We start from the raw sequence: 21,742 nt of genomic DNA, 5'->3' as shown, positions 1-21,742 counted from the left end.
GTTGGGGGAGATGAGGGAGAATAACTAATGAAAAGTGACTAATTACTAATAGCAACTTGCTCTAAAAATATTTGTCCCGATGGCTCATCGTAGCCGTATATCTCGGCATAACGACCCCAATCAACGACAGTTTTTAATTGTCGTTCGGCTTCTTGTGGACTAAAGTGACTTTCTAGGATATCTAAAACCAGTTCTTCGGGAATGCGTTGATTATTTTTCGCTTCCAGAAGACGATAAATTTGTTGTACCAAGCGAATATTAGCTAAGAGTTGCGATCGCATGATTTGTTTGCGATCGTCAATACCACCATTAATAAATTGTTGTCCGACTGCTTTCAGGTTAATGTCACCTTCTGCCAGTTCTACAAAATCCATTAATTTAGCAGCTTCTACAATTGGTAAAATCTCATCTACTTCTAGCTGTAACTCTTGAGCAAGCCGATATAAATCTTTTTCTTTACGATCTTCTAAAAGTTCCAAAAGACCGGCAATAGAACCAATTCTTACAGATGGTAAAGACTGATATTTTACTGGTGGGGGTGTAGGTTCTATAGAGGTAGTGGTTGGTAGGGCAATTTTTTCTAATTCGGGGTTGGTGATGATTGTATAAACCTGATCTACTAGGGCTTGAAAACTTGGGTGTTTGCGATCGCGGTAATGGGGTAAAGTCACAGATAAGTCAGCCCGAATTCTTCCCGGATTGCGTCCCAGAACAATAATTCGATCCGCCATAATTACTGCTTCTTCAATCCCGTGGGTGACAATGAGAATGGCTTGGGTGGGTATGCGACGTTCTAACCACAAATCTAATAACTCAAACCGCAAGTTTTCTGCCGTTAGTACATCTAATGCGGAAAACGGTTCATCCATACATAACAGTTCTGGTTCTACGGCCAAAGCCCTCGCAAATCCAACTCGCTGACGCATTCCCCCAGAAAGTTCTTTGGGATAAGCATTTTCAAACCCGTCCAAACCAATAATATCAATCATCCGTAGCGCCTTTTGCCGTCGAGGATCTGGCGCTTCTCCTTTTGCTTTTAAACCTAGTTCCACATTCTCAAGTACAGTTAACCAAGGATAAAGGGCAAAACTTTGAAAAACAATTGCTACCCCAGGATTTAAACCAACTAGGGGACGATTATGATATATGACTTCGCCTTCACTGGGGGGAATTAACCCAGCCACTATCCGCATTAAAGTAGATTTGCCGGAACCGGAAGGCCCTAGCAATGCAACAATCTCGCCTGGACGCAGTTCAAGATTGATATTTTCCAAAATTACTATTTGCTGTCCATTCGGTTGCTGATAAGATTTTGTGACACTTTTCAGGACAATTAGCTGTTCGGTTGGTTTGTTAAATACCATAATTTTTCTCATAACGAAATATTTAAATAGAATCTCATGTTGAGGTTATTTTTTAGTCAAAGTTGACTAAATTAATCTCATCAATAGTTCTAATGGCTGCGGCAGGCTGTGGCAATGCGCTTAAAGGATGTTTGAAAAGTATAATGTGAAATATAATAGTCATCAAAGACCTAACCTTCTGACACCTTTCCCGACGCGAGAATGGGCAATTCAAAGCCTGTCAAGCTTTCGAGGAGAGAAATGGAAGCGGGATTTGATAATATACTTAACGACTTTCCTGAGAGCAAAGATTTAACACAATTACCAATGACGTTATACCATTTATTTGTGAGGCTGCGCCAAACCATTTTGACTTCTTTCTTTGTGTTCTTCTCTACGAGACGCTACGCGAATGCCTCCTACTCTGCGGTTACTCCGTTGGAAAACTTGTAGAGTAGCCGCTTTGCATCTATGCAGTCCGTTTTTCTTTCTTGTACTTATGGTTTAGCGCATCTTCATACAGAATTGGTATTAGCGACATCAGAAAGGAGTTCGCCAACATAATTAAATATTATGAATAAGTAGAGCGGCGTAAATAATTAAAGGTTTGTAGTGAGGACTTTAGTCCTAAAATGAGGGCTGAAGCCCTCACTACAAACTAATCTCAAGATTTTTACATTACTTAATCTAGTTTTATTTATTCTCGTCTACTTACTTATTATCAATATCTCTTGTTATCTTCAACATCTTATTTCCACCAGGTTGTAGTTCATAATCAACCTTTTCAATATCTATCTTGTAACCTCTGGAAGTGTAGTATTTAACTATTTCGTCTAAATGTTGTGAATGTTTCCACATTAAAGTTATCAGGGGAAATATTCTGATTTCTTTAGCTATACGTAGCATTTCCTCTAGCGAATTCAGGTGAAAATCGTAATCGAGATGATCTGAATATAAAAACAATAAATGTGAACAAAGAGCTATGTCAAACTCTTGATTTTTAAATGCAAATTTTGGCAGTTCACCCACTGTATATCTGTTGCTTTTTTTGCCAGCTTCGTAATCAGATAGAAATTCTTGAATAACTTTGACGCGATTGTGTCGTAAATCGTCTGGAGATTTATGATAGCTCCATACCCAATCATTCGATGTAGCCCTAACTTGGTTAATGATGTTATCTACAACTTCATTAAATCTTTGCAATATTTCATCACCGGAAAATTGGTATAGGGGATCAACAGAAACTACACTTTTACCTTGATGGGTCATTTCTGCATTAAAGCTTGCTGGCCCGTCCCCAATCCCAATAATTTTTTTATTTAAATCTGCGTCTGTTAAGTTGAATATTTTTATATATTCATCCATTGACCTTCCAAAAGGAACTACTTTATCTAGAACCATTGCCATAGAATTTACCTTGTAAATAGACTGACTAAATAGGATAAGGTAGAAGGTATCGCTACTTTGCATACACTAGCACCGGAACCCGTTTGTAAGCAGGTGTACCGGAGCGTTTTTCCGTTCTGGCTTTAAAAATGACATTCACTTCTGGATAAAACATCAACGCCGCACCTTCCCGCACAGCACCGTAAATCAGTTCCACGTTATCTAGTTTGTCGGCATCGCCCTGGACTGTGACGCGATCGTGTTCTGCTAACCCAATCTTTTCTGCATCTATGCGGTTCATCAAAATGCAGTGGCGATGCGGCATTCCCCGGTACTGATCGCCAATTTTGTAAACTACCGTGTTGTGTTGGGAATAGCTGCGTCCCGTCATTAATGCCAGTACAAGACTGTTTGCAGGTTCATCAATGCCAAAATCTTTAATTTCAGGTAGAGTCAGATTCGGCAGTGGTGTAGGAAACATTTTTGCCTTACCTGACGACGTTTTGAAGTGGGGTTCGGTGACGATGCGCCCGGAGATGGTGAACTCTTCCTTGGTGTCGTCAATCGTCGCAATTTTTTCATAGCCGGGAATGGTTTGGGCAATCAGTTGCCGCACGTAGCGAGTATCTTGCAGTTTGCGCCATTCGATGGGATAGTTGCCCAGCAACCGATGCGCCAGTTCAGTCAAAAACTCAACTTCGGAAATTATATCTGCATCTTTCAGGTGAGTTTCACCTTCATCATTGAGGCGCACAAAGTTGTTACCTGATTCAACGGTGGTTTTGTGGGGATTTTCAAATCGGTTGAGGACGGGAATGATGATTGTGTTTGTTTTTGCTAATCCGTTAAAGTGGCCAATGTTGGGTTTAGTAGCGAGATAGATGATGGTATCGATGTTACCCAATGCCCGTTTTGCTTGTGTCGAGTCGGGATTAGCACCATAGAGATTGCCGCCGACACACATCAAACTATCCACTTTACCCGCTTCTGCCGCTTCGATCAGGTCACGAGTATGATAACCCTTGGGTAGATTTAGCGATCGCCCCAATAACTTCTCCAACGACTGCTTAATCTCTTCTTTTAGCTTCACGGTTACACCCATTGAGCCAAAGCCCTGCACGTTAGAATGTCCCCGCACGGGCATGACTCCGGCCCCCATTTTGGCAATTTGACCGCAAATCAATGCTGTATTGGCGATGCTGTAGACGTTATCGACACCATTTGTCTGTTGCGTAATTCCCATTGCCCAACCAAAAACCACACCTTTTGATGTACCGATGATGGTTGCTGCTGCTTCAATTTCTGGTTTGGACACGCCGCAGGTAGTAGTGATGGTTTCCCAAGGGAGCGATCGCGCCTCTTCCAATATGGCTTCCCACCCTTCTGTGTGTGCTTGCAAAAAGTCGTGGTTTACAAACCCCTGTTCAATTAATGCTTTCTGGATGCCAACGAACAGCGCCACATCACTACCAGGAATTGGCTGAAGATATAATGAAGCAATGTCAGAACCGGGAATCAGAGATTTGATCGGGAATGCAGGAGAGCCAAACTTAACCAATCCAATTTCCATCACGGGATTGATAACAATCACTTTGCCACCCTTGTCTCGCAGTTTGATCAACTCATTCATCAAACGCGGATGGTTGGAAGAACAATTTGCGCCTGCTAACACCACACAATCCGCCTGCTTCAAGCTTTCCAGGCTGACGATTGACGTGTTTGTGCCAAACATCTCTTTGAGTGCAACTGTCGAAGGGGCGTGACACAGATCCGAACAGTCTGCCAGATTATTGGAACCAAGGGTTCGCAGTTGTAGTTGCAATAAAAATGCTGCTTCGTTAGAGCCGCGCCCGGAACTGTAGGATGCAACTCGCTCTGGTGGTTTCTGAAAAGCCGCCGTAGCGATCGCATAAATTTCGTCCCAGGAAATGCGCTGATAATGGTCACTACCTGCCCGTCGAATCACCGGGAAACTGAGTCTTCCCAAGCGATCCGCTTCCATAGACGATAGCTGTTGTAACTCAGTAATCGTGTGCGAATCAAAGAAGTGAACAGGAACGGGAGGTTGGATTTCGGCTGAAATTGCTTCCACACTTTTCATGCAGCGTTGCAGTTTCTCACCAGTTTCATTTGTGAATCCACCTTTTTGTCCACCAGTGCCCCAAGAACAGGACAAGCAAGCACTGTTGTGGAGCAGGGTTTTCCAGAGCTTTGTACCTTCTGGCGACAGCGTGTGCTTCGCCCAATACTCAATTACAGGCAATCCACCGCCAATTTTTGGGGTTTGATCGTTGGTTTCGTGGAAGGGTGGTTGGGATTGGGAGTTAGTATCCATGTAGCTACGGCGACAAATTGCTTCATCTTGTACAACGTAGCGTAGTTTCAAATTCTTGTCAGCTTTTAAGGGACTTCCAAATAAAAAAATATCCCAAATTTTCTTGTGGGATGGGCATCTTGCCCATCCCACAAATGGATAATTTATTTCTTGGAAAGCCCTAAGTAAGTGGATCAAATTAAATATAAAACCTCACCCTACCTCCGGCTTCCCTCTCCTTAGAAGGCTACAGTGTACACACAAGTCATCGAATTACCCAAAACCAAAGATAAAACCTCACCCCGTCCTCTCCTTAATCCCTCTCCTTAATAAGGAGAGGGACAGATTTTGCACAGCAAAATCAGGGTGAGGTGTCTCCAGGGCTGCGCGATAAATCTTAAAACGCCGTCAAAAACTACTTGTGTGTACACCGTAGCCTTAGTAAGGAGAGGGATTGAGGGTGAGGTTTGATCTTATATTTAATTACGCCTACCTATTACGAATTATTAACTTTGCCTCGCCAAACAATTTCCTTAACTTTGATTTCTTTCGGGATCAATTTAATTTTATAAAAAGTATCTGCAACCTCTTGTTGCTTACTAATCACTTCATCTGTGAGCGGAAGTACATCATAATCACGTCGCTTTTCTGCTATTTCCAACACAGGAGCGTCTATACCCAAAGCAGGGGAAAGAAATTTAGCAACTTCACTAGGATTATTCTTTGCCCAGTCACTAACTTTCTTTACCTGATCTAAAACTATTTTCAAGGCATCTGTCTGAGCATCAACAAAAGACTTTGCAGCCAAATAGTAACCCCGATTAGGGGCTAATCCCGTCGCGTCTGTTAAAGTCCGTGCGCCTGTTGCTGCTTCTGCTGCGGCTAAGTAAGGATCCCAAATTGCCCAAGCATCAACGTTTTTTCTTTCAAAAACAGCACGAGCATCGGCGGGAGTGAGAGTTACTCGTTGGAAGTCATTATACTTTACCCCTGCCTTCTCCAATGCTTTCACCAGTAGGTAGTTAGCATTAGAACCTTTAGCAAAAGCAATTTTTTTACCCTTGAGTTCAGCCACACTTTTAATAGGTGAATCCTTCGGCACTAGAATGGCTTCAGCCTTCGGACTCCAAGGATCGTAGGCAACATAAACCAAAGGAACACCCCCAGCTTGGGCAAATATCGGTGGTGATTCTCCGGTATAGCCAAAGTCGATGCTGCCTGCATTCAATGCCTCTAGCAGTGGGGGGCCTGCCGGAAATTCCGACCAAGTTACGGAAGATCCTGAAGCTGCAAAGGCTTTCTCCAATTCCCCTCTCGCTTTTAGCGCATAGAGGACAGTTGATGCTTTCTGGTAGCCTATGCGAATTGTAGTGCCGCTAGCTGTCTGAGTTTTTCCAGAGTTGTTACTTGTGCTTGGAGAACAAGCAGAGACAGCTAAAGTTAAGCCAAGTCCTACTGCAAATAATAGGGAAAAGGCACGGATCTTTTGCTGTTTAAACTTTTGGAAACAGGTAAAAACCATACCAAAAAATTGACTTGAAGAGAACTTAGTTAACATGTTCACTCTGCTTTCAGGGGTAAAGAAATATCCGATTTCAGCAAACTTACGGCAATCACCGACAACTTTATTGACTTACCGTATGATTATGGAATGATAGAAATATCACATAATTAAAGCTGAAATGCAAGTTTATTCGCTGAAAAAACTGAAAGTCATAGCCACGTCAAATCTAAACTCAATCGGATCGGAAGGGACGCAATGACAGATAATATTCTTCAACAACAGATTGAGTATTATCGCACTAGAGCCAACGAATATGACGAGTGGTTCTATAGGAAAGGACGCTCCGATCGCAGTCCAGAAATAAACCAGCGCTGGTTTAACGAAATAGCCGCGATCGAAAGTACATTACACCAAATTGGCGTAGTGGATGATATTTTAGAGTTAGCATCTGGAACAGGTACGAGCTAAATGCTATGGGAGTATCAGATCATATCTTTTCTTGTAGAGATATCAATTCAAGATGGCATCAGAAAGCCTTATCCTGCTATTTTCTATGACAGACTCCTCAAACTAAGTACTGATGCAAAATTTATGTATATATATTTGTTATAGCTATACAGATGACTGATGTAGGGCTAAAAGAGTAGAAATGAAATGTATTTTGATTAACAGTGAACAAGGTTATCAAGAGCTAGGTGAACAGAGAGTTGAAGACCTTTTTCAAGTTGAAGATAGGCTATTTCTCGATCAATCTTAGTTAAGTATGATTGCCGAGCAAGCAAAATAAAGTACACTAGCTGCCTAATAGACAGTTTGCAATGCAAATTCTTAAAGTATTAACCAGAGTCTATCTTAGTCAGATAGACTTGGATGAGGCGATCGCTTTCTATGAAAATCTCTTTACAGAAAAATGTTGGTTGTGGTTTCAATATTCCGAAGCTGAGTTGGAACTTGCAGGTGTGGGTTCTATTCTTTTAATTGCTGGTTCGCCAGAAGCACTCTCTTCATTCAAGAGTACACATGCAACATTTCTCGTTGACTCACTCAATGATTTTAGAGAAGCACTGACTCAGCAAGGTGCAGTAATTCTAGCTGAACCTAACAAAGTTCCCACTGGAGCCAATATGCGAGCAATGCATCCTGATGGAACCATTATTGAGTATGTTGAATTTGGGTGACTAATCTTACCCTAAAAAGGATCTGCTGCGATCGCTTTACCTAACCCGGTAAGTGTAGCTATCCATAAGACTGTCATCGGTTTTTCCTCCGCGATCCCGGTGGGAATCGAATAGAGATCGCAGAGTTCCTTAAGAGTACTTTTGTACAGCTACAAACAGAGGAATTGCTATTAGACATTTCCAGAAATTAAAGCTTATGACTCGTCTAACCGCCGTTGCCATTCAGCATCAATTTGTGCAGAACGCTCAACTTCTTGGTCGAGTAAGTCAGTTTCGCTAGAATACACTAAATCTTCGTTGCCAATGACTTTTTCGGTGGCAAATTGTTGAGCATAATCGATTTTTTGTTGCAAAGGTGCATCAGGACTTTCCAATACCCTCGATCGGGATAAGCGATCGCGGTTGCGATCGCCTATTTTGCCATTACGCCACCGAATCCAGAAATAACGCAATAATGGTATGGCTAAGAAACCTGCTCCGTAAGCCAATAGCAGCCAATAAATTCCTTGTACAAAAGCTACTAGTCCACCCAATTGGGCAGCAACAGTGCCATCTCTCAACAAACTTCCCAGCACTAAAGCACCAACAAAATTTAGTATACCCAACCCCGCACTCAGCATAATTTGCCCCGAACTTGCGGCACTAAAACGCCAAGCTAACTCCTCTAAGTAAGGCGATATTGAATTACGGCGCTTTTTAACTGCACTCACCTGTAACTCTGGGAAGTAATAAACAATTTGCCCTTCGGGACTTACCGCCGGTTGCCCATTAAATCGTGTTAGAACGGGCAGCATATAATCTTCGTACTCTCTTGTATATCCTTCGCCAATATCATCTAAATATGGGGCAATTTGTTCTGCTACCACTGCGCCACGATTACCTCGAATCACCGTAGCAATTTCTTGCCAGCGACGCTCGTCTAAGTTGGCGTTAGGATTTCCATCACCAAACAAAAACGAAAACACAGCTTCAAAGAAATTCAGATTGCTTTCTTCTCGGCTACCACGTCGCCGTTCCTGGTAGTGAGTGTCATAATTTGGGCTAAAATACCAGAATAAATTTGGAAAATAGAAGAAACCTCCACCGCCAGAATTACTGCCCCGATTATCGCCATCGCGATCGGAATTGCTAGAGGTAGTAATAATATAGATGGCAATAATTATCAGGGCGATGGAAACAATTAAGAAAATTAAAAAAGAAGTGCGAATCAGGTAAAACAGAACACTCCAGACCTTTTTCCACCATTCTTGCAATCGTAACCGGAAGTATTTATTACGCAAAATTGCTCGAAAATTTTGTGGGAAAAGGTAAACTATATCACCTGAATCCGCTACCTGCAAATGTCCCCCAGCATCAGATGCCAGGGCTAATAAGCTTTGATTAGCTTCCGCGACGTTCAATCCTGCTTGAGTTGCCACATCACCAACGGTGACACGGTAGCCCAGTTTTTCCACAGCTTGCATGATGGTGGGATTAGGAGCCATTGCTCTCCCCTCCTTTTGAAACTTATTTACCCTTTCATTAAGTATAAAGTTTTATTTTGATTGACTTAACAAAGGTAGGAATGAAAAACTCCATTCCCTTGTGGGTGGAGTTTTTGGGCATGGGGAATGAGCAAGAGCCTTTAATGCCCAATGCCCAATGTCCAAAGTGGCGGGGCGGCTATCCCTCTACAGACACCTGGGGATGGAGTTTACCGCCGCTTTCAATGAAATTATGGAAATTACACAACGAAAACCGAAACAGATAAACCAAGAAATAATCTGACACACAACATGTTATAATAGTTTGCTTCAGTTTGGTCAACCAGCAAATTTTCTGCTTCAAATATGGTGCAATATACTCTCGCTCAAAGCCCAGAAATTATCCTTACTGTTTCTGGAAAAGATTCAGCCAAAGCCCGTGATAAAGCAATGGATCAGCTGATGGAACTGATGGATGCAGGTAAGCTACCCACGGAACTAGAAGAAGGGTTTGGCCCTCAACAATTAATTGAGGTTAAAGAGTCAACTATTGATACTGCTAGCGGTGAGGATACTATTACACAAGCTGTCCAGGTTTTAAGTAACCTGGCCACACTCAAGCTGAAAGTTCAAGAGTCACGAGATGAAGCGCTAGAAATTCGCAAAGCGCTCGATGTTCTGTTCACTGACGATTCGGTGACTGAAGAGGAAATTACTCGACTTAAGGAAGGTTTTAAAGTTCTCAAAAACTTCGCCCAAGCTAACTTGCGTTATCAAGATGCCCGATCTAAAGCAGAACAGGCTCGGCAAACTCTCGATCAAGCTCTCAAATCGCCTGATAAGTAACATTTATAGAATTAGATGCATTGAGACGCATCTTAAGCATATAACTAAAAAATCTAGAAGACAGGTATAAAACCCTGTCTTCTAGATTTACTGGGGCGCTAGGATTCGAACCCAGGGATGGCGAGACCAAAACCCGCTGCCTTACCACTTGGCGACGCCCCAACGAACTTACTCTAGTTAGTATAGCAGTTAATCCTGGGTTTGTGTCAAGTACTTTTATGGTTTATTTCAGATAATGGATTTTTACTATAAAATTTAAGCTCAAAAAGCTGCCCCTAGCTTTGAATATCAAAGCTAGGGGTAACTAGATTATTTATTTTCACTTTTTTCTAATCTCCAGTCTCGTGAAGGAAGACTGCTGCAATCCGACTTGATGATAGTAGTTGCTTCATAGCCAGCCATATAAATAGTGGAATAGTCTTAGCATAGCGGCCGCAAAGTCGGCGCGGTTCTTGAATCCATCGATACAACCATTCAAGTCCTAAGTCTCGAACTATGCGGGGCGCACGTTTATGAATTCCTGCATAAACTGGGAAAACTCCACCCAGTCCAATCATTACAGCTTGTATCTTACCTTTATGTTGAGCGATCCAATTTTCTTGTTTAGGGCATCCTAGTGACACTAAGACGGCACTAGCACCACTAGAATTAATCTTTTGAACTAAAGCTTCGTCTTCAACTTGAGTCAGGGGACGAAATGGTAGAGGCTCCATCGCCGCAATCTTTATCTGGGGGAATTCCTGCTCTAACCTTTTTTGCATTTTAGAGAGAATTTCTGTTTGGGAACCGACAAAGAAAATACTAAGACTTTCTGTTTGACTTAGCTGACACAATTCTAGAAAGATATCCATTCCTGCTACACGGTCTTGGGAAGACGCTCCCATTTTTCGCATCATCCATACAAGAGGCATACCATCAGGAGTAACTATATCTGCATTTCGCAATACGGCGGCAAATTCTGGATGCCAATGAGCTTCAATGAGCATGTGTACGTTGGCTACATACACGCTTTTACTCTCACGCCTACTCGCCCACTCCAGTATTTTTTCTATCTGATGGTCAAAGCGTAAAGCAGTAATAGGAAAATCAAGCACTTTTTTAGTCGGTAGAGGCACTCTTACCACCATTAATAACTCCTGTCTCCAAGAAAAAAATCCATAGATTATCTAAACCAATACGAATATTGAATAATTCCCATTGGATAACTCCTGACTTTTTTTTATAGGCTTGTGTCATCATTGGAAGTTAACACGTGGAGGTGCAATTGCCTTCTTAGTAAACTTTTGGCTTAATCGGTAATAGTCATAGTTACTTACTGTTGTGTCCTAGCTTACTGTTTTAAACTAAGAATTTATGACGCTGGTTGACAAAATTCATACTCTCTTCATAATTAATTTTTGATTGGTTCATGCAAGCATTACAATTACGAGAAATTTTTATATAAATTTTATGATCGAGTAAGATTTATGATGTAATTATTTTATACGGAGAAGTAAGACAATAGGCACTCAGTATGGCGATTTTGATATGTAAGTATGCGTTTAAGAGATAAAAGCCCAAAAAATAAGGGGAAGATAAGCTTATCTTCCCCTGTTCTATTATTTTTATTGTTGTCTGGTTTGTTAGCTTCTTTGAGTTTTTGAAGTAACATTTGCCGTTGCTTTTTGAGTTGACGCTTCCTAGCAGAACCACCTCTACCTTTGTCATTCCTACCTTCTTTACGGGGAGATTCCCATCTTTTCAGGCGCATAAATTCTTAACCTCTCTATTTAGTTGTTTGATAGTGGGCAGGAGGAGAATCGAACTCCTATGACCGCAAGGCCGCCACATTTTGAGTGTGGTGCGTCTACCAATTCCGCCACCCGCCCGTTACATCTAACTTAACTATTCTACTCTAGTTGAGGGATTTTGTAACAAGTTTGAAAATTAATTCTCAAACTTTTTCTGGAATAAATTATGTATAAGGCTTAAAAGCGTGGCAATTTCAATAAACTAGGGTTAATATCCTGTAGGTTGGCACAGCCGCTAAGTGCCATTCCCACATTTAACTCATCTTGTAGTAGTGAGATGACGTGAGATACACCCACTTGTCCTGCTACTGCTAGTCCCCACAAAATTGGTCTTCCTATTAGTACTGCTTTTGCTCCTAAAGCTAGAGCTTTGAGAATGTCTGTCCCCCTGCGAATGCCTCCATCCAGCAGCACTTCTACTTTACCATCCACTGCTGCTACTATTTCAACTAGGGCTTCTATTGAAGCGATCGCACCATCGAGTTGTCTGCCACCATGATTGGAAACAACAATTGCTTTAGCCCCATATTCTACAGCCCGCACAGCATCATCTCCCCGTAAAATTCCTTTGATAACTAAAGGTAGTGGAGATAAAGATTGCAACCATTCCAAATCATCCCAAGTTACTGCTGGGTTTAGCTGTTGGGCAAAATAGGTAAATAACCCAGATTCGCCTTTTTCATGGGAAATATCTAGCCCTGATATGGCGGCGAGATTAGCCAGATGTAAATCTGTGGGTAAGGCAAACTCGTTACGTCTATCTCTTTCGCGTTGTCCGAGAACAGGTGCATCTACAGTTAGACAGAGTGCTTTGTAGCCTGCTTTATAGGCTTTTTCTACTAAAGCACGAGTTAATCCTCGGTCTTTATGGATGTAAAGCTGGAACCATCGCAGAGAATCGGGAAGTTTATCACACGCAGTTGCTACTTCTTCAATGCTCTTTGTGGCCATTGTACTTAATACCATGCCCACACCGGCTGATGCGGCAGCTAGAGCCGTGGCGACTTCTCCGTCTGGATGGGCTAGACATTGAAAGGCCATTGGTGCAATTAACAAAGGTAGTTGCAGGGGTTGTCCTAAGATGGAGGTAGTTAGATTGCGATCGCTAACATCGACTAATATCCGAGGTCTTAACTTAACTCGCTCAAAGGCAGCACGATTATCTCGTAATGTGATTTCGTCCCAAGCACCACTGCTATAGTAATCAAGGGTCATTTGAGACAGATGCTCTTTTGCTAGCTTTTCGTACTCAAAGAGATTTATGGGTTGAAAGCGATGGTCGTTAGATACAACTGTCATGGTAGAGGCTGTGGGTTAAGCAATGGGATGTTTTTTTATCCGATTGAACGATTTATTGGTAACTGAGTTCTTTTAAAGGAACCTATCTAATAATTCTTCTCTAGATAGTTGCAGCAATAAAGGAGTAAATTCTTCTGGTGTTAATGCCAATAAAGCTTCAGTAATTACTCTTAGTTCTGCATCTAACGAACCAAAGCGAACTCGTAACAAATTCTCTATAACATTCCGACGTTCTGCTTGGATTCCTTCTTGAATTCCTTCTTGAATTCCTTCTTGGATTCCTTCTTGGATTCCTTCTTGTTTAACTTCTGCTAATTTTTGCTCGTAAATAGGTGATAAACGCATAATTAAATTTCTATCCTCTTCATCTATATTCTGATTGAATTCCAAGGTAGTCTTTAAATTCAATAATAAATCAATTGCTTTGGAACGTAAGGGATTATTTTGGGGAAGTGCTTCTAGTTCGTCTATCGCTTGTTGCTGGACTCTTCCCTTACCTAAAATTCTCAACCATAGTGTTTCTTCTGTACGCGGTAATTGGTGAATTACCACAATTGCTGTTCTCAAGTAATCGCCTAAAAAATGTACTCCTATTCCCCAATTTTCCTCATCTAAATTAGCTCTAAAACCATTTACTACAGATTCAGAAGCTGTGGGTGACAAAATCCACAAACGTGGTAAATCTAATTCTGCAAGCCGATTTTTTTCACCTTTGGCTTGACGCTTTAGTTCAGCAAAGATATCAAATAACTTATTCATGCAACTGCGGATTTCCGCAATTGTTGCCGCATTTCTAAATGGTTCAAGTAATGCCGGTTCAGCCGCAAATTTTCCTAACAGCCCTAATTCTATTGTATTCTTTGCCGATTGGGGTGGAGGTACGAAATAAACATCAATTTCTCGGATTTGGGCTGGAACTTTCCGACTAGTTTCCACTTCTCCCAATGGTTGTAGCAATTCTTTAAGATAGTCTTTGGCGAATTGGTCGTAAGGAAACCTAGTCAAGTCGCTTCGCTCCAATTAAAAATTAAAAATTATTAATTAAAAATTCCAAGATCCTTTAGGATGAGCCAGCGCTGCGGTATCAGTAGGGGCTTGTACCTAAAATTAATTAAAAATTATTCTTCTTGATTAATTTTTAACTTTTAATTAAAAAAGGTCATTAGTAGATTTTTGGGCTGAACCAGTATTTTACATCACAGTGCGATCGCATTAATAACTCTACCAGTTTCGCCAGCCACCTTTGGGTGCAACTTCATTAGTTGTAGACTTCAATCCATGAGTTTGGATTAAAGATTGATATTCTGTGCTGCTTGCCCAACGATCAATTTCTCGCGCCCGCAGCACTGGCACTGGATGGGTTAATTGGGCTGTGCGGGCAGTTTTGACCATTTCGCCTAATTCGGTCTTGCTAATGTCATCATAAGCGCGGGCTTGGGCAACAAAGGCATCAAGATTCAGTTGTGGCGCTAAGGTTGGGGAACCACCCGCTAGTTTCATTAACACTGACATGACAACTTTGGGGTCTTGGGTTGCTAGTAATGCGGCGCGATCGCAGGTAAACTCAGCACAACGTACCCATTCTAAAAGCTGTGCCTGTATCGCTTGAGCAACGAAGGTTCCGACACTGGGCACAATTGCCGCAGCTAATATCAATAAATTTACAGGGGTTAAGTAAACGCTATGGTCACACTTGAGATGTCCCAACTCGTGAGCAATTACTGCCTGGATTTCCTCTGGGGTGAGGATATCAATTAGGGATGTGTGTATCACCACAAAGGGCTGCTTACCCCGCACAGCAAAAGTATAGGCGTTGGGAGCCGGATGTTGCCTGACATACAACTGGGGAGGTTCTATATCCAGGATTTCGCAAGCGTCTAGCAATAACTTGTATAAATCAGGTAGTTGTTTTTCACCCACCAGAATGCTGGAAGCAATATTTTCTACATAGAAAACCTGTTCTGCCATTGGCCCGAGCCAATTTCGCACCAACATATCAATTCCTGGTATTTGCTTGAGCGTTTTAGTAGCTTCCAGGTCTAATGGATGACGAAATGAGTCAGCTTTTAAACCAATTAGAGGGGTTTTGAAGAATGACATAGTGCAGCAAGCTATAAAAAATACAACTGTGGGTGGCTGTTTATTTAACCAGCCACCCACAGTTAGTATAACGATTTAACAAGGGTGGGTAGGGAGATGGGGGAAATGAGGAAGCGAGTGAATTATTATTCTCCCTCATCCTCCTCATTCCCTTTGCGCGTCAGTCTCAACCTATCAATTTCAACTTGAAAGGCTACTGATGCTAGGAGCAATTTCGGCATCTGCTGATGTTTCACTCACACGGAGGATTTTAGCTCCCAATTGCTGCAACTTCACATCAAGTCGATCGTAGCCGCGATCGAGGTGCTGTAATCCTTGAATTGTGGTTTTTCCTTCTGCCGCTAACCCTGCAATAACTAGCGCAGCTGATGCTCGTAAGTCTGTGCCTAGTACTGGTGCGCCAGATAATTTTGGTACTCCCCGAACAAAAGCAGCGTTACCTTTAACACGAATATCTGCCCCCAAGCGATTCAACTCTGACGCATGACGCAAGCGATTTTCAAAGACGGATTCGTTAATCACGCTGTCGCCTTCGGCTAATGTGAGCAAAGCCATGAATGGCGCTTGCATATCTGTAGGGAAACCCGGATGGTATTGAGTTTCAATATCCGTTGCCTTAAGAGTTTCTGCTGGCAGAATGTGTAATTGGTCAGGCTTTTCTTCAATTATTGTCACCCCAATATCCCGGAGTTTAGCAATTACTGGGATAAGATGTTCTGGAGCCACCGGTGAGAGGGTAAGTTCTGAGCGGGTAATTGCTGCTGACAGTAAAAATGTCCCCGCTTCAATGCGATCGGGAATGATACTGTAATCAACAGAATGCAATTTGGGGACTCCCTCGACAATAATCCTGCTAGTACCCGCCCCCTTGATTTTCGCTCCCATCGCGTTACAGAAGTTAGCTAAATCAACTACTTCCGGTTCTCTGGCAGCATTTTCGATGATGGTTTCGCCCTCTGCTAGGGTAGCAGCCATCATCAAGTTTTCTGTTGCTCCAACGCTGGCGATATCTAAGTAAATCTTCGCACCTTTTAATCTCCGGCTGCTGCCAGGGACGTAGGCATTACAAATGCCATGCTCAATCTGTACCTCAGCCCCCATTGCTTGCAGTCCTCGCACATGCAAGTCAACTGGTCTTGCCCCAATAGCACAACCGCCTGGTAAGGGCATCTGTGCTACTCCCAATCTGGCAAGAATGGCTCCAATGGCGAAGAAACTCGCCCTCAGTTGGGTAACTAGTTCGTAGGGAGCTTTTGATGTTTTAATTTCGCTGGCGTTGATGTCTAAAATATCGCCTTGCCGGGTTAAATTTACACCCAAAGCCAATAATACCTGAGCCATCCGCTCTACGTCCGCTAACAAGGGGACATTGCGGATGCGACAATCGCCCGGACACAGCAAGGCTCCAGCCATGATTACCAATGCTGCATTTTTTGCCCCACTAATTTTTACATGACCTCGCAAAGGATGCCCGCCCCAAATTTGCAAGACTGAGGAGTCTGCATCTGGAGCAATTTTGGCATCTGGTAAGCTGGTAGAAGAATTGATAAGCCTACCTCCAAAAGTAATACGTATTTTATATGTTTGAAGTTGGTTTCGATTCTACAGTAAAGATTCAAATTATCCACGTTTTAGGGCAATTTATTGTATTAAAAAATTGCTTTTTTGGAAAAAAAAAGGGCTAAAAGCAAGCTATAGCAAGCTTTTTGGGGGTTTTAAAAATTGAACAAAAAACAATGATTGAATACTAGTTTTAAGCAAAATTAAATACTCAGTAAAATGACTTAAGTATTCTCTACGAATCAATGCTGTACTGTTCAGCTAATATTTTGATTCGATCTAATTTCCCGAAAGACTCGTTACAAACCTGAGAGTTTTAATGGTTGTTTTGTTTTCTCTTGACAAAGATAGGAGTTTATGCAATAATCATGAAATTGTCGATAAGTAAAAATACCAATGCGGAACTGGCGGAATGGCAGACGCGCTAGATTCAGGTTCTAGTGCCGCAAGGCTTCCGGGTTCAAGTCCCGGGTTCCGCATATCAATTTTGGATTTTAGATTGCCGATAGCGTTACGGAGTCCACCAGCGTCTTTTGAATTAATCTAAAATCCAAAATCTAAAATCGTGTTGACCAGTTTACAAAATTCCCTAATTAAGCAGATTCGCAAACTCCACTCCACCAAGGAGCGGCATAAGCAGCAGTTATTTTTACTCGAAGGGACGCACCTGTTGGAAGAAGCTTGTGCGGTGAATTACCCGCTAGAAACAGTGTGTTGTACTCCAGATTGGCAAGTAGCCCACTCGTCACTTTGGGAAAAAGCTTGTAGTAAAAGCGATCGCACCGAAGTTGTCAGCGAGGAAGTCTTAAATGCGATCGCTACTACAGTCCAACCAGATGGTGTGGTAGCAACGGCAAAACGAAGGGATAGCCAAGCTCAACTACCATTCACTGGTTTAGTTCTAGCTTTAGAAACAGTGCAAGATCCGGGAAACCTGGGTACGATGATTCGCACTGCGGCGGCGGTGGGAGCATCAGGTTTGTGGGTAAGTGGAGATAGTGTAGATTTAGACAGTCCAAAAGTTCTCCGGGCTTCCGCAGGGCAATGGTTTCGCCTAGCAACGGCTGTAACCGAAGATTTAAAAGTTACAGTTGAACAAAGTCAACAAGCAGGAATGCAGGTAGTGGCAACCTTACCTAGTGCGACTTTGACTTATTGGGATGTGGACTGGCGCAAACCCAGTCTGATTTTACTGGGCAATGAGGGGGCTGGATTGTCGGCAGATTTAGCAGCGATCGCAGATAAACAAGTCAGAATTCCTTTGAGTCCTGGGGTAGAATCTTTAAATGTAGCGATCGCAGCCGCTTTAATGTTGTACGAGGCTCGGCGGCAAATGAGACGCGATTAATCGCGCCTGTGCAAGAATTAAAACTCATAACTTTTCTTGGGTTTTTGTCTTTTCTTCGAGATATTGTTCGATATCAGCAACTGCGTCCTCAAGGGCTGCTAAATCAATAGCGATGGAATCTGGATCGACTTCGACTTCATTGAAATTAGTAGAATGCAGTTGAGCGAGTTGTGGAATTTCTTCTTCCTCAATTGAAATTTCTTGTAAGATATCCTCCAACTGATCGAGGGATTGCTCAAACACTTGATCGGCGACGCGGCGCTGTTGTGGCTGAATTGGCTCCATAATATTGACTTGAAAATCCTGATTTACTGACCTAATTTTGATTGCAGCTTCTACAGATTTAAATTTGCACTGATAACATCATAGTTGTGTATTCTTGCTCGTCAGCATTATTGGAAAAAATAAATCATTTATTTTTCATTAGAATAATTAAGATTCATTAAATGGCGAATAACAAACCATTTTTAGGTTGTAACACCTGGGTTTTGGATTTGCAAAAATTTGTCTAACATGATACTGGGAATTGGTCGTGGGCGCATTGTCTGTGCATCCACCCAAACCCACAGCACCTCTGCCGTTACTAACAAATTATCTTGGTTTTGTTTACGAATCTCGTAGCATCGGAAGGCACGAGTCCCGCGCATTTCCTTCAACCAAGTAGTGATTTCTAGGGTATCGCCTGCTACTGCTGGACGTAAATAGTCAATTTCTACCCGCCGCATCACAAATACGCCACCGACTTCCCGATATACATCCAAAGTTAAGCCCAGGTATTCTGAATGCTCAATAGCTGCTTGTTCTAGATAATTTTGGTAGACGGCGTTATTTACATGTCCAAGGGCATCCATTTCATAGTGTCGGACACGTAGCAGGGTTTTGAACGGTTGCATAGGTTAATTGGTACTATGGCACTGTTTTTTACACTTCAGCATAACCAATGCGATCGCGCGTTAGGTTCCTGTCTAATTGATTGGCAATGCCGGACAATATACAGTGTTTTCAGCATAAAAACTCAAAATGAGGCAGCAGACAATCCAGTTCCTCCTGCTACCTCTAGTTTGTACTAACTACTCAAAGCCTTTAAAAAGCGTTGCAAACTCTTAAACACATTGGGCTTTTTCGCAGGTGCAGTGTCCGTTGTTGTTTGCGGTTGTCCTTTTAAAAAGATCAGATCCAACTCATCACCCGATGGTTTTGTAGGTAATTCGGCAATTCTTTGATATTCGCCGCCAGTTTCTAGCCAAACTTCCCACTGTCCTGGGTAGGAGCGAGATAAGGCACTTTGATCGTCTATGGGGCGTAGATAATAACAGCATTCAATGGTATTGGTGAAACGTAGGCGAGTTTGCCTTGCTGCATAACCAATGCCCACAATTCCAGAATCTTCTAGACGGGGATTTAAAAATACTACAGGGCGATCGCCTATTACTTGACACAACTTTTCCACCTGCGGTACTTCTACGGAAGTGGGGGCAATGAATAAGAAAATTTCATCCTCTGGCTGAATTTTTGTTTCCAAGGAAGCAGTCCTTCCCGTACCGATATCTAAAATTTGAAATGGTGCGTCAGCCCAATTGCGGCGGGCTAGGGCGGCAGCACCAGCGTCAGCAAAGAAAATCTTCAAACGGGAATCATAATCTGTAAACACGGGCAAAAATTGTTCCGCCACGGGCATAAACTTGAGTTCTGGGAACAGGAACTCAACCTGCAAGCGAGTACAACCATCTGCAAGGGCAGCTTGGACAGCTACACGAGATTGGGCGATCGCATCTTCAAGACTGTTAGGAAGTTCACTCATAGTTTATGATGTCGCTTTAGCATTATTCCTATTGTTTCAGTATTGGCTCTGATTGAGTAGCCAGACGATGACGATTAACCAAATATAGGTAGATGTAGGGGCAATTCATGAATTGCCCCTACCGCGTGTAGTTTTGCCTCAGTCCTACAGAATTCATAATCAAGATGACAAAAAGGGCTATTTCCAGATGGCAAAGACACCAGTTATTATGGCTCAGTACTGATTATCGTAAAAAGCCTTGTAGATTAGCACAGTAAACAACTGATCATATCCTTACAGAGGAATAAAATATGCTGGAATTATTGGGTTCAGGTTTGGTGTCACTTTGGCTGGAAATGGCCGGGGTGCAAATCAAGCCTCTAGATGCCTTAGATGCTTTGACTTGGCAAGGTAGTCCTGGTTTGGTTCTTGCCCCCGATCCCAATCCAACTGGGGCAACCACGGTGCAGGAATATCTGAAAAAGCTGATTGCATCAAAAGTGGTGGGGCAAAATCTGGCTGAGAGTCAAGGAATTTGGATGCAGTCAGGGCCGATGCTGATGGCAAATCACCAAGGTACGACACCTCTGCCGGCTGCTTCTTTAACCAAAATTGCTACTTCGTTAGTTGCTTTGAAAACTTGGGGGCCAGATTACCAATTTGATACTTTGGTAAGTGTTACTGGGCCAGTGGTAAATGGAGTTGTGCAAGGCGATTTGGTGATTACAGGTGGTGGCGATCCAATGTTTGTTTGGGAAGAAGCGATCGCTCTTGGTAATACTCTGAATAAAATGGGCATCAAGCAGGTAAAGGGAAATTTAATTATTAATGGCAGATTTCCCATGAATTTCCAACGACAGCCGATGCTGGCGGGTATGATGCTCAAGCAAACACTAAATCGTGCAACTTGGGGCCGCCCTGCTATTTACACACACTCAATCATGCCCAAGGGAACGCCCAAACCTCAAGTTGTGATTGCGGGTACGGTGAAAGTTGAGGCGCAACCGAACCTTCAACAAACTTTGTTACTGCGTCATCGTTCGTTACCCTTAAGGCAACTGCTTAAGGAAATGAATATTTATAGTAACAACGATATGGCAGAAATGCTAGCAGAGTCAGTGGGAGGAGCAACTGTAGTCGAATCCACTGCTGCTAACCTTGCGAGGGTTCCACAAGTCGAAATTCAGTTAATCAATGGTTCTGGACTAGGCCCGGAAAACCGCATTTCTCCCAGGGCTGTTTGTGCGATGTTGATGGCTATTCAAGGAGAGGCATCTGCCCATCAGCTAAATCTGGCTGACTTGTTCCCGATGTCTGGGTTTGATCACCGAGGAACCCTACACTCTCGACACATTCCTCTTTCTACTGTAATCAAAACTGGCACTCTCAGAGATGTGAGCGCTTTAGCTGGAGTCATGCCTACACGCGATCGCGGTTTGGTTTGGTTTGCTATTATCAACCGTGGAGCAAATGTTTGGGGTTTACGAAATGAACAAGACCAACTCCTGCAAAGTGTTGTGAAACAATTACAATTACCTCTAACGGTTCCTACTGCCCTCACTCCTCACTCAGCCATCAACTCTTTACCGCAGTTAGGTGCAACCAGTCGGAATGAAATTTTATTCAAAAGTTAGTTCATGTAAAATAAAGGAATAATTGGTAACTACCCTGAGAGTTGTAGTATTGTTAGCAATCGAAAAATTTTATTTATGGGTAAAAACCGAACTTGTAAAGGGTGTGCGATTCGTTGTGAGTGAATCTCGGTATCCAGCCCGTTAATAACCTCACCAACCCCTGCGGGTTGAACTCTCAGATAGATGTAGGTGAAAGT

At 42.6% G+C, this 21,742-nt stretch carries 22 protein-coding genes and 3 tRNA genes; 8 read left to right on the top strand and 17 right to left on the bottom strand.

Translation table 11 applies throughout. The features are described 5' to 3' along the window. Positions 1 to 38: 38 nt before the first annotated feature. The 4 genes from V7K98_RS04215 to V7K98_RS04200 all read right to left on the bottom strand — a co-directional run bounded on the left by V7K98_RS04215 (position 39) and on the right by V7K98_RS04200 (position 6,601). Positions 39 to 1,364 (bottom strand): ABC transporter ATP-binding protein, encoded by a 1,326-nt coding sequence (locus V7K98_RS04215; RefSeq protein ID WP_335019575.1) that lies wholly within the window; start codon positions 1,362 to 1,364, stop codon positions 39 to 41. Positions 1,365 to 2,054: 690 nt separating this feature from the next. After that, positions 2,055 to 2,750, bottom strand: a complete 696-nt coding sequence (locus tag V7K98_RS04210) for an SAM-dependent methyltransferase (protein ID WP_335019574.1) — start codon at positions 2,748 to 2,750, stop codon at positions 2,055 to 2,057. Between the two features lie 52 nt (positions 2,751 to 2,802). Next, on the bottom strand, positions 2,803 to 5,064 hold the full coding sequence (locus V7K98_RS04205; protein WP_335019596.1) for an FdhF/YdeP family oxidoreductase: 2,262 nt from the start codon (positions 5,062 to 5,064) through the stop codon (positions 2,803 to 2,805). Positions 5,065 to 5,539: 475 nt separating this feature from the next. Beyond that, positions 5,540 to 6,601, bottom strand: a complete 1,062-nt coding sequence (locus tag V7K98_RS04200; RefSeq protein ID WP_335019573.1) for a sulfonate ABC transporter substrate-binding protein — start codon at positions 6,599 to 6,601, stop codon at positions 5,540 to 5,542. A 201-nt stretch (positions 6,602 to 6,802) separates the two neighbouring features. Here V7K98_RS04200 and V7K98_RS04195 point away from each other — a divergent pair, with 201 nt between their 5' ends. Then, a complete protein-coding gene (locus tag V7K98_RS04195) occupies positions 6,803 to 7,015 on the top strand; it encodes a hypothetical protein (protein ID WP_335019572.1) in 213 nt (70 codons plus the stop codon). Positions 7,016 to 7,365: 350 nt separating this feature from the next. Beyond that, on the top strand, positions 7,366 to 7,725 hold the full coding sequence (locus V7K98_RS04190; RefSeq protein WP_335019571.1) for a VOC family protein: 360 nt from the start codon (positions 7,366 to 7,368) through the stop codon (positions 7,723 to 7,725). A 194-nt stretch (positions 7,726 to 7,919) separates the two neighbouring features. Here the strand turns inward: V7K98_RS04190 and V7K98_RS04185 are convergent, their stop codons facing one another. After that, on the bottom strand, positions 7,920 to 9,209 hold the full coding sequence (locus tag V7K98_RS04185) for a hypothetical protein (protein ID WP_335019570.1): 1,290 nt from the start codon (positions 9,207 to 9,209) through the stop codon (positions 7,920 to 7,922). A gap of 80 nt (positions 9,210 to 9,289) precedes the next feature. Between V7K98_RS04185 and V7K98_RS04180 the strand changes: the two genes are divergently transcribed. After that, a complete protein-coding gene (locus V7K98_RS04180; RefSeq protein WP_335019569.1) occupies positions 9,290 to 9,475 on the top strand; it encodes a hypothetical protein in 186 nt (61 codons plus the stop codon). A 79-nt stretch (positions 9,476 to 9,554) separates the two neighbouring features. After that, the gene (locus tag V7K98_RS04175; RefSeq protein WP_335019568.1) at positions 9,555 to 10,034 is read left to right on the top strand and encodes a hypothetical protein; all 480 of its coding nucleotides are present in this window, start codon (positions 9,555 to 9,557) and stop codon (positions 10,032 to 10,034) included. 90 nt (positions 10,035 to 10,124) lie between these two features. Here V7K98_RS04175 and V7K98_RS04170 read toward each other — a convergent pair. The 9 genes from V7K98_RS04170 to murA form a co-directional block, all read right to left on the bottom strand. Further along, positions 10,125 to 10,196 (bottom strand) — tRNA-Gln (locus tag V7K98_RS04170). Positions 10,197 to 10,363: 167 nt separating this feature from the next. Further along, positions 10,364 to 11,161, bottom strand: coding sequence for a WecB/TagA/CpsF family glycosyltransferase (locus tag V7K98_RS04165; protein WP_335019567.1), 798 nt, complete (start codon positions 11,159 to 11,161; stop codon positions 10,364 to 10,366). Continuing rightward, entirely contained in the window at positions 11,133 to 11,273 is a 141-nt protein-coding gene (locus tag V7K98_RS04160) for a hypothetical protein (RefSeq protein WP_335019566.1), read from the bottom strand. Before V7K98_RS04160 ends, V7K98_RS04165 begins: the two co-directional genes overlap by 29 nt. 241 nt (positions 11,274 to 11,514) lie before the next feature. Next, a complete protein-coding gene (locus V7K98_RS04155; RefSeq protein WP_335019565.1) occupies positions 11,515 to 11,784 on the bottom strand; it encodes a hypothetical protein in 270 nt (89 codons plus the stop codon). A gap of 34 nt (positions 11,785 to 11,818) precedes the next feature. Then, positions 11,819 to 11,902, bottom strand: a tRNA-Leu gene (locus tag V7K98_RS04150). Between the two features lie 99 nt (positions 11,903 to 12,001). Then, positions 12,002 to 13,123, bottom strand: a complete 1,122-nt coding sequence (locus V7K98_RS04145) for an alpha-hydroxy acid oxidase (protein WP_335019564.1) — start codon at positions 13,121 to 13,123, stop codon at positions 12,002 to 12,004. Between the two features lie 72 nt (positions 13,124 to 13,195). Next, the gene (locus tag V7K98_RS04140) at positions 13,196 to 14,128 is read right to left on the bottom strand and encodes a hypothetical protein (RefSeq protein WP_335019563.1); all 933 of its coding nucleotides are present in this window, start codon (positions 14,126 to 14,128) and stop codon (positions 13,196 to 13,198) included. A 216-nt stretch (positions 14,129 to 14,344) separates the two neighbouring features. Next, complete coding sequence (locus V7K98_RS04135) at positions 14,345 to 15,223, bottom strand: M48 family metallopeptidase (protein WP_335019562.1); 879 nt, start codon at positions 15,221 to 15,223, stop codon at positions 14,345 to 14,347. Positions 15,224 to 15,403: 180 nt separating this feature from the next. Next, a complete protein-coding gene (murA, locus tag V7K98_RS04130; protein WP_335019595.1) occupies positions 15,404 to 16,771 on the bottom strand; it encodes a UDP-N-acetylglucosamine 1-carboxyvinyltransferase in 1,368 nt (455 codons plus the stop codon). 410 nt (positions 16,772 to 17,181) lie between these two features. On the opposite strand from murA, the gene V7K98_RS04125 reads away from it, so the two are divergent. Both V7K98_RS04125 and V7K98_RS04120 read left to right on the top strand, forming a co-directional pair. Continuing rightward, a tRNA-Leu gene (locus tag V7K98_RS04125) sits at positions 17,182 to 17,262 on the top strand. 86 nt (positions 17,263 to 17,348) lie between these two features. Next, on the top strand, positions 17,349 to 18,131 hold the full coding sequence (locus tag V7K98_RS04120) for a TrmH family RNA methyltransferase (protein WP_335019561.1): 783 nt from the start codon (positions 17,349 to 17,351) through the stop codon (positions 18,129 to 18,131). A gap of 24 nt (positions 18,132 to 18,155) precedes the next feature. On the opposite strand, the gene V7K98_RS04115 is transcribed toward V7K98_RS04120, so the two are convergent. Both V7K98_RS04115 and V7K98_RS04110 read right to left on the bottom strand, forming a co-directional pair. After that, on the bottom strand, positions 18,156 to 18,416 hold the full coding sequence (locus tag V7K98_RS04115; protein ID WP_335019560.1) for a hypothetical protein: 261 nt from the start codon (positions 18,414 to 18,416) through the stop codon (positions 18,156 to 18,158). 182 nt (positions 18,417 to 18,598) lie between these two features. After that, positions 18,599 to 19,024 carry an acyl-CoA thioesterase gene (locus tag V7K98_RS04110; RefSeq protein WP_335019559.1) on the bottom strand — a complete coding sequence of 142 codons (426 nt, stop codon included), beginning with the start codon at positions 19,022 to 19,024 and terminating at the stop codon, positions 18,599 to 18,601. Between the two features lie 15 nt (positions 19,025 to 19,039). On the opposite strand from V7K98_RS04110, the gene V7K98_RS04105 reads away from it, so the two are divergent. Continuing rightward, entirely contained in the window at positions 19,040 to 19,201 is a 162-nt protein-coding gene (locus V7K98_RS04105; protein ID WP_335019558.1) for a hypothetical protein, read from the top strand. Here V7K98_RS04105 and V7K98_RS04100 read toward each other — a convergent pair. Next, complete coding sequence (locus tag V7K98_RS04100; RefSeq protein ID WP_335019557.1) at positions 19,198 to 19,932, bottom strand: DUF1995 family protein; 735 nt, start codon at positions 19,930 to 19,932, stop codon at positions 19,198 to 19,200. The two genes, V7K98_RS04105 and V7K98_RS04100, sit on opposite strands and share 4 nt — an antisense overlap. Before the next feature lie 290 nt (positions 19,933 to 20,222). On the opposite strand from V7K98_RS04100, the gene V7K98_RS04095 reads away from it, so the two are divergent. Beyond that, positions 20,223 to 21,545: a D-alanyl-D-alanine carboxypeptidase gene (locus tag V7K98_RS04095; protein ID WP_335019556.1), complete on the top strand. Its 1,323-nt coding sequence runs from the start codon at positions 20,223 to 20,225 to the stop codon at positions 21,543 to 21,545. Positions 21,546 to 21,742 lie beyond the last annotated feature (197 nt).

Origin of the sequence: Nostoc sp. (assembly GCF_036917435.1) — a bacterium.
Taxonomy (GTDB): domain Bacteria; phylum Cyanobacteriota; class Cyanobacteriia; order Cyanobacteriales; family Nostocaceae; genus Nostoc.
This window is presented reverse-complemented; position numbering and strand designations above follow the sequence as displayed.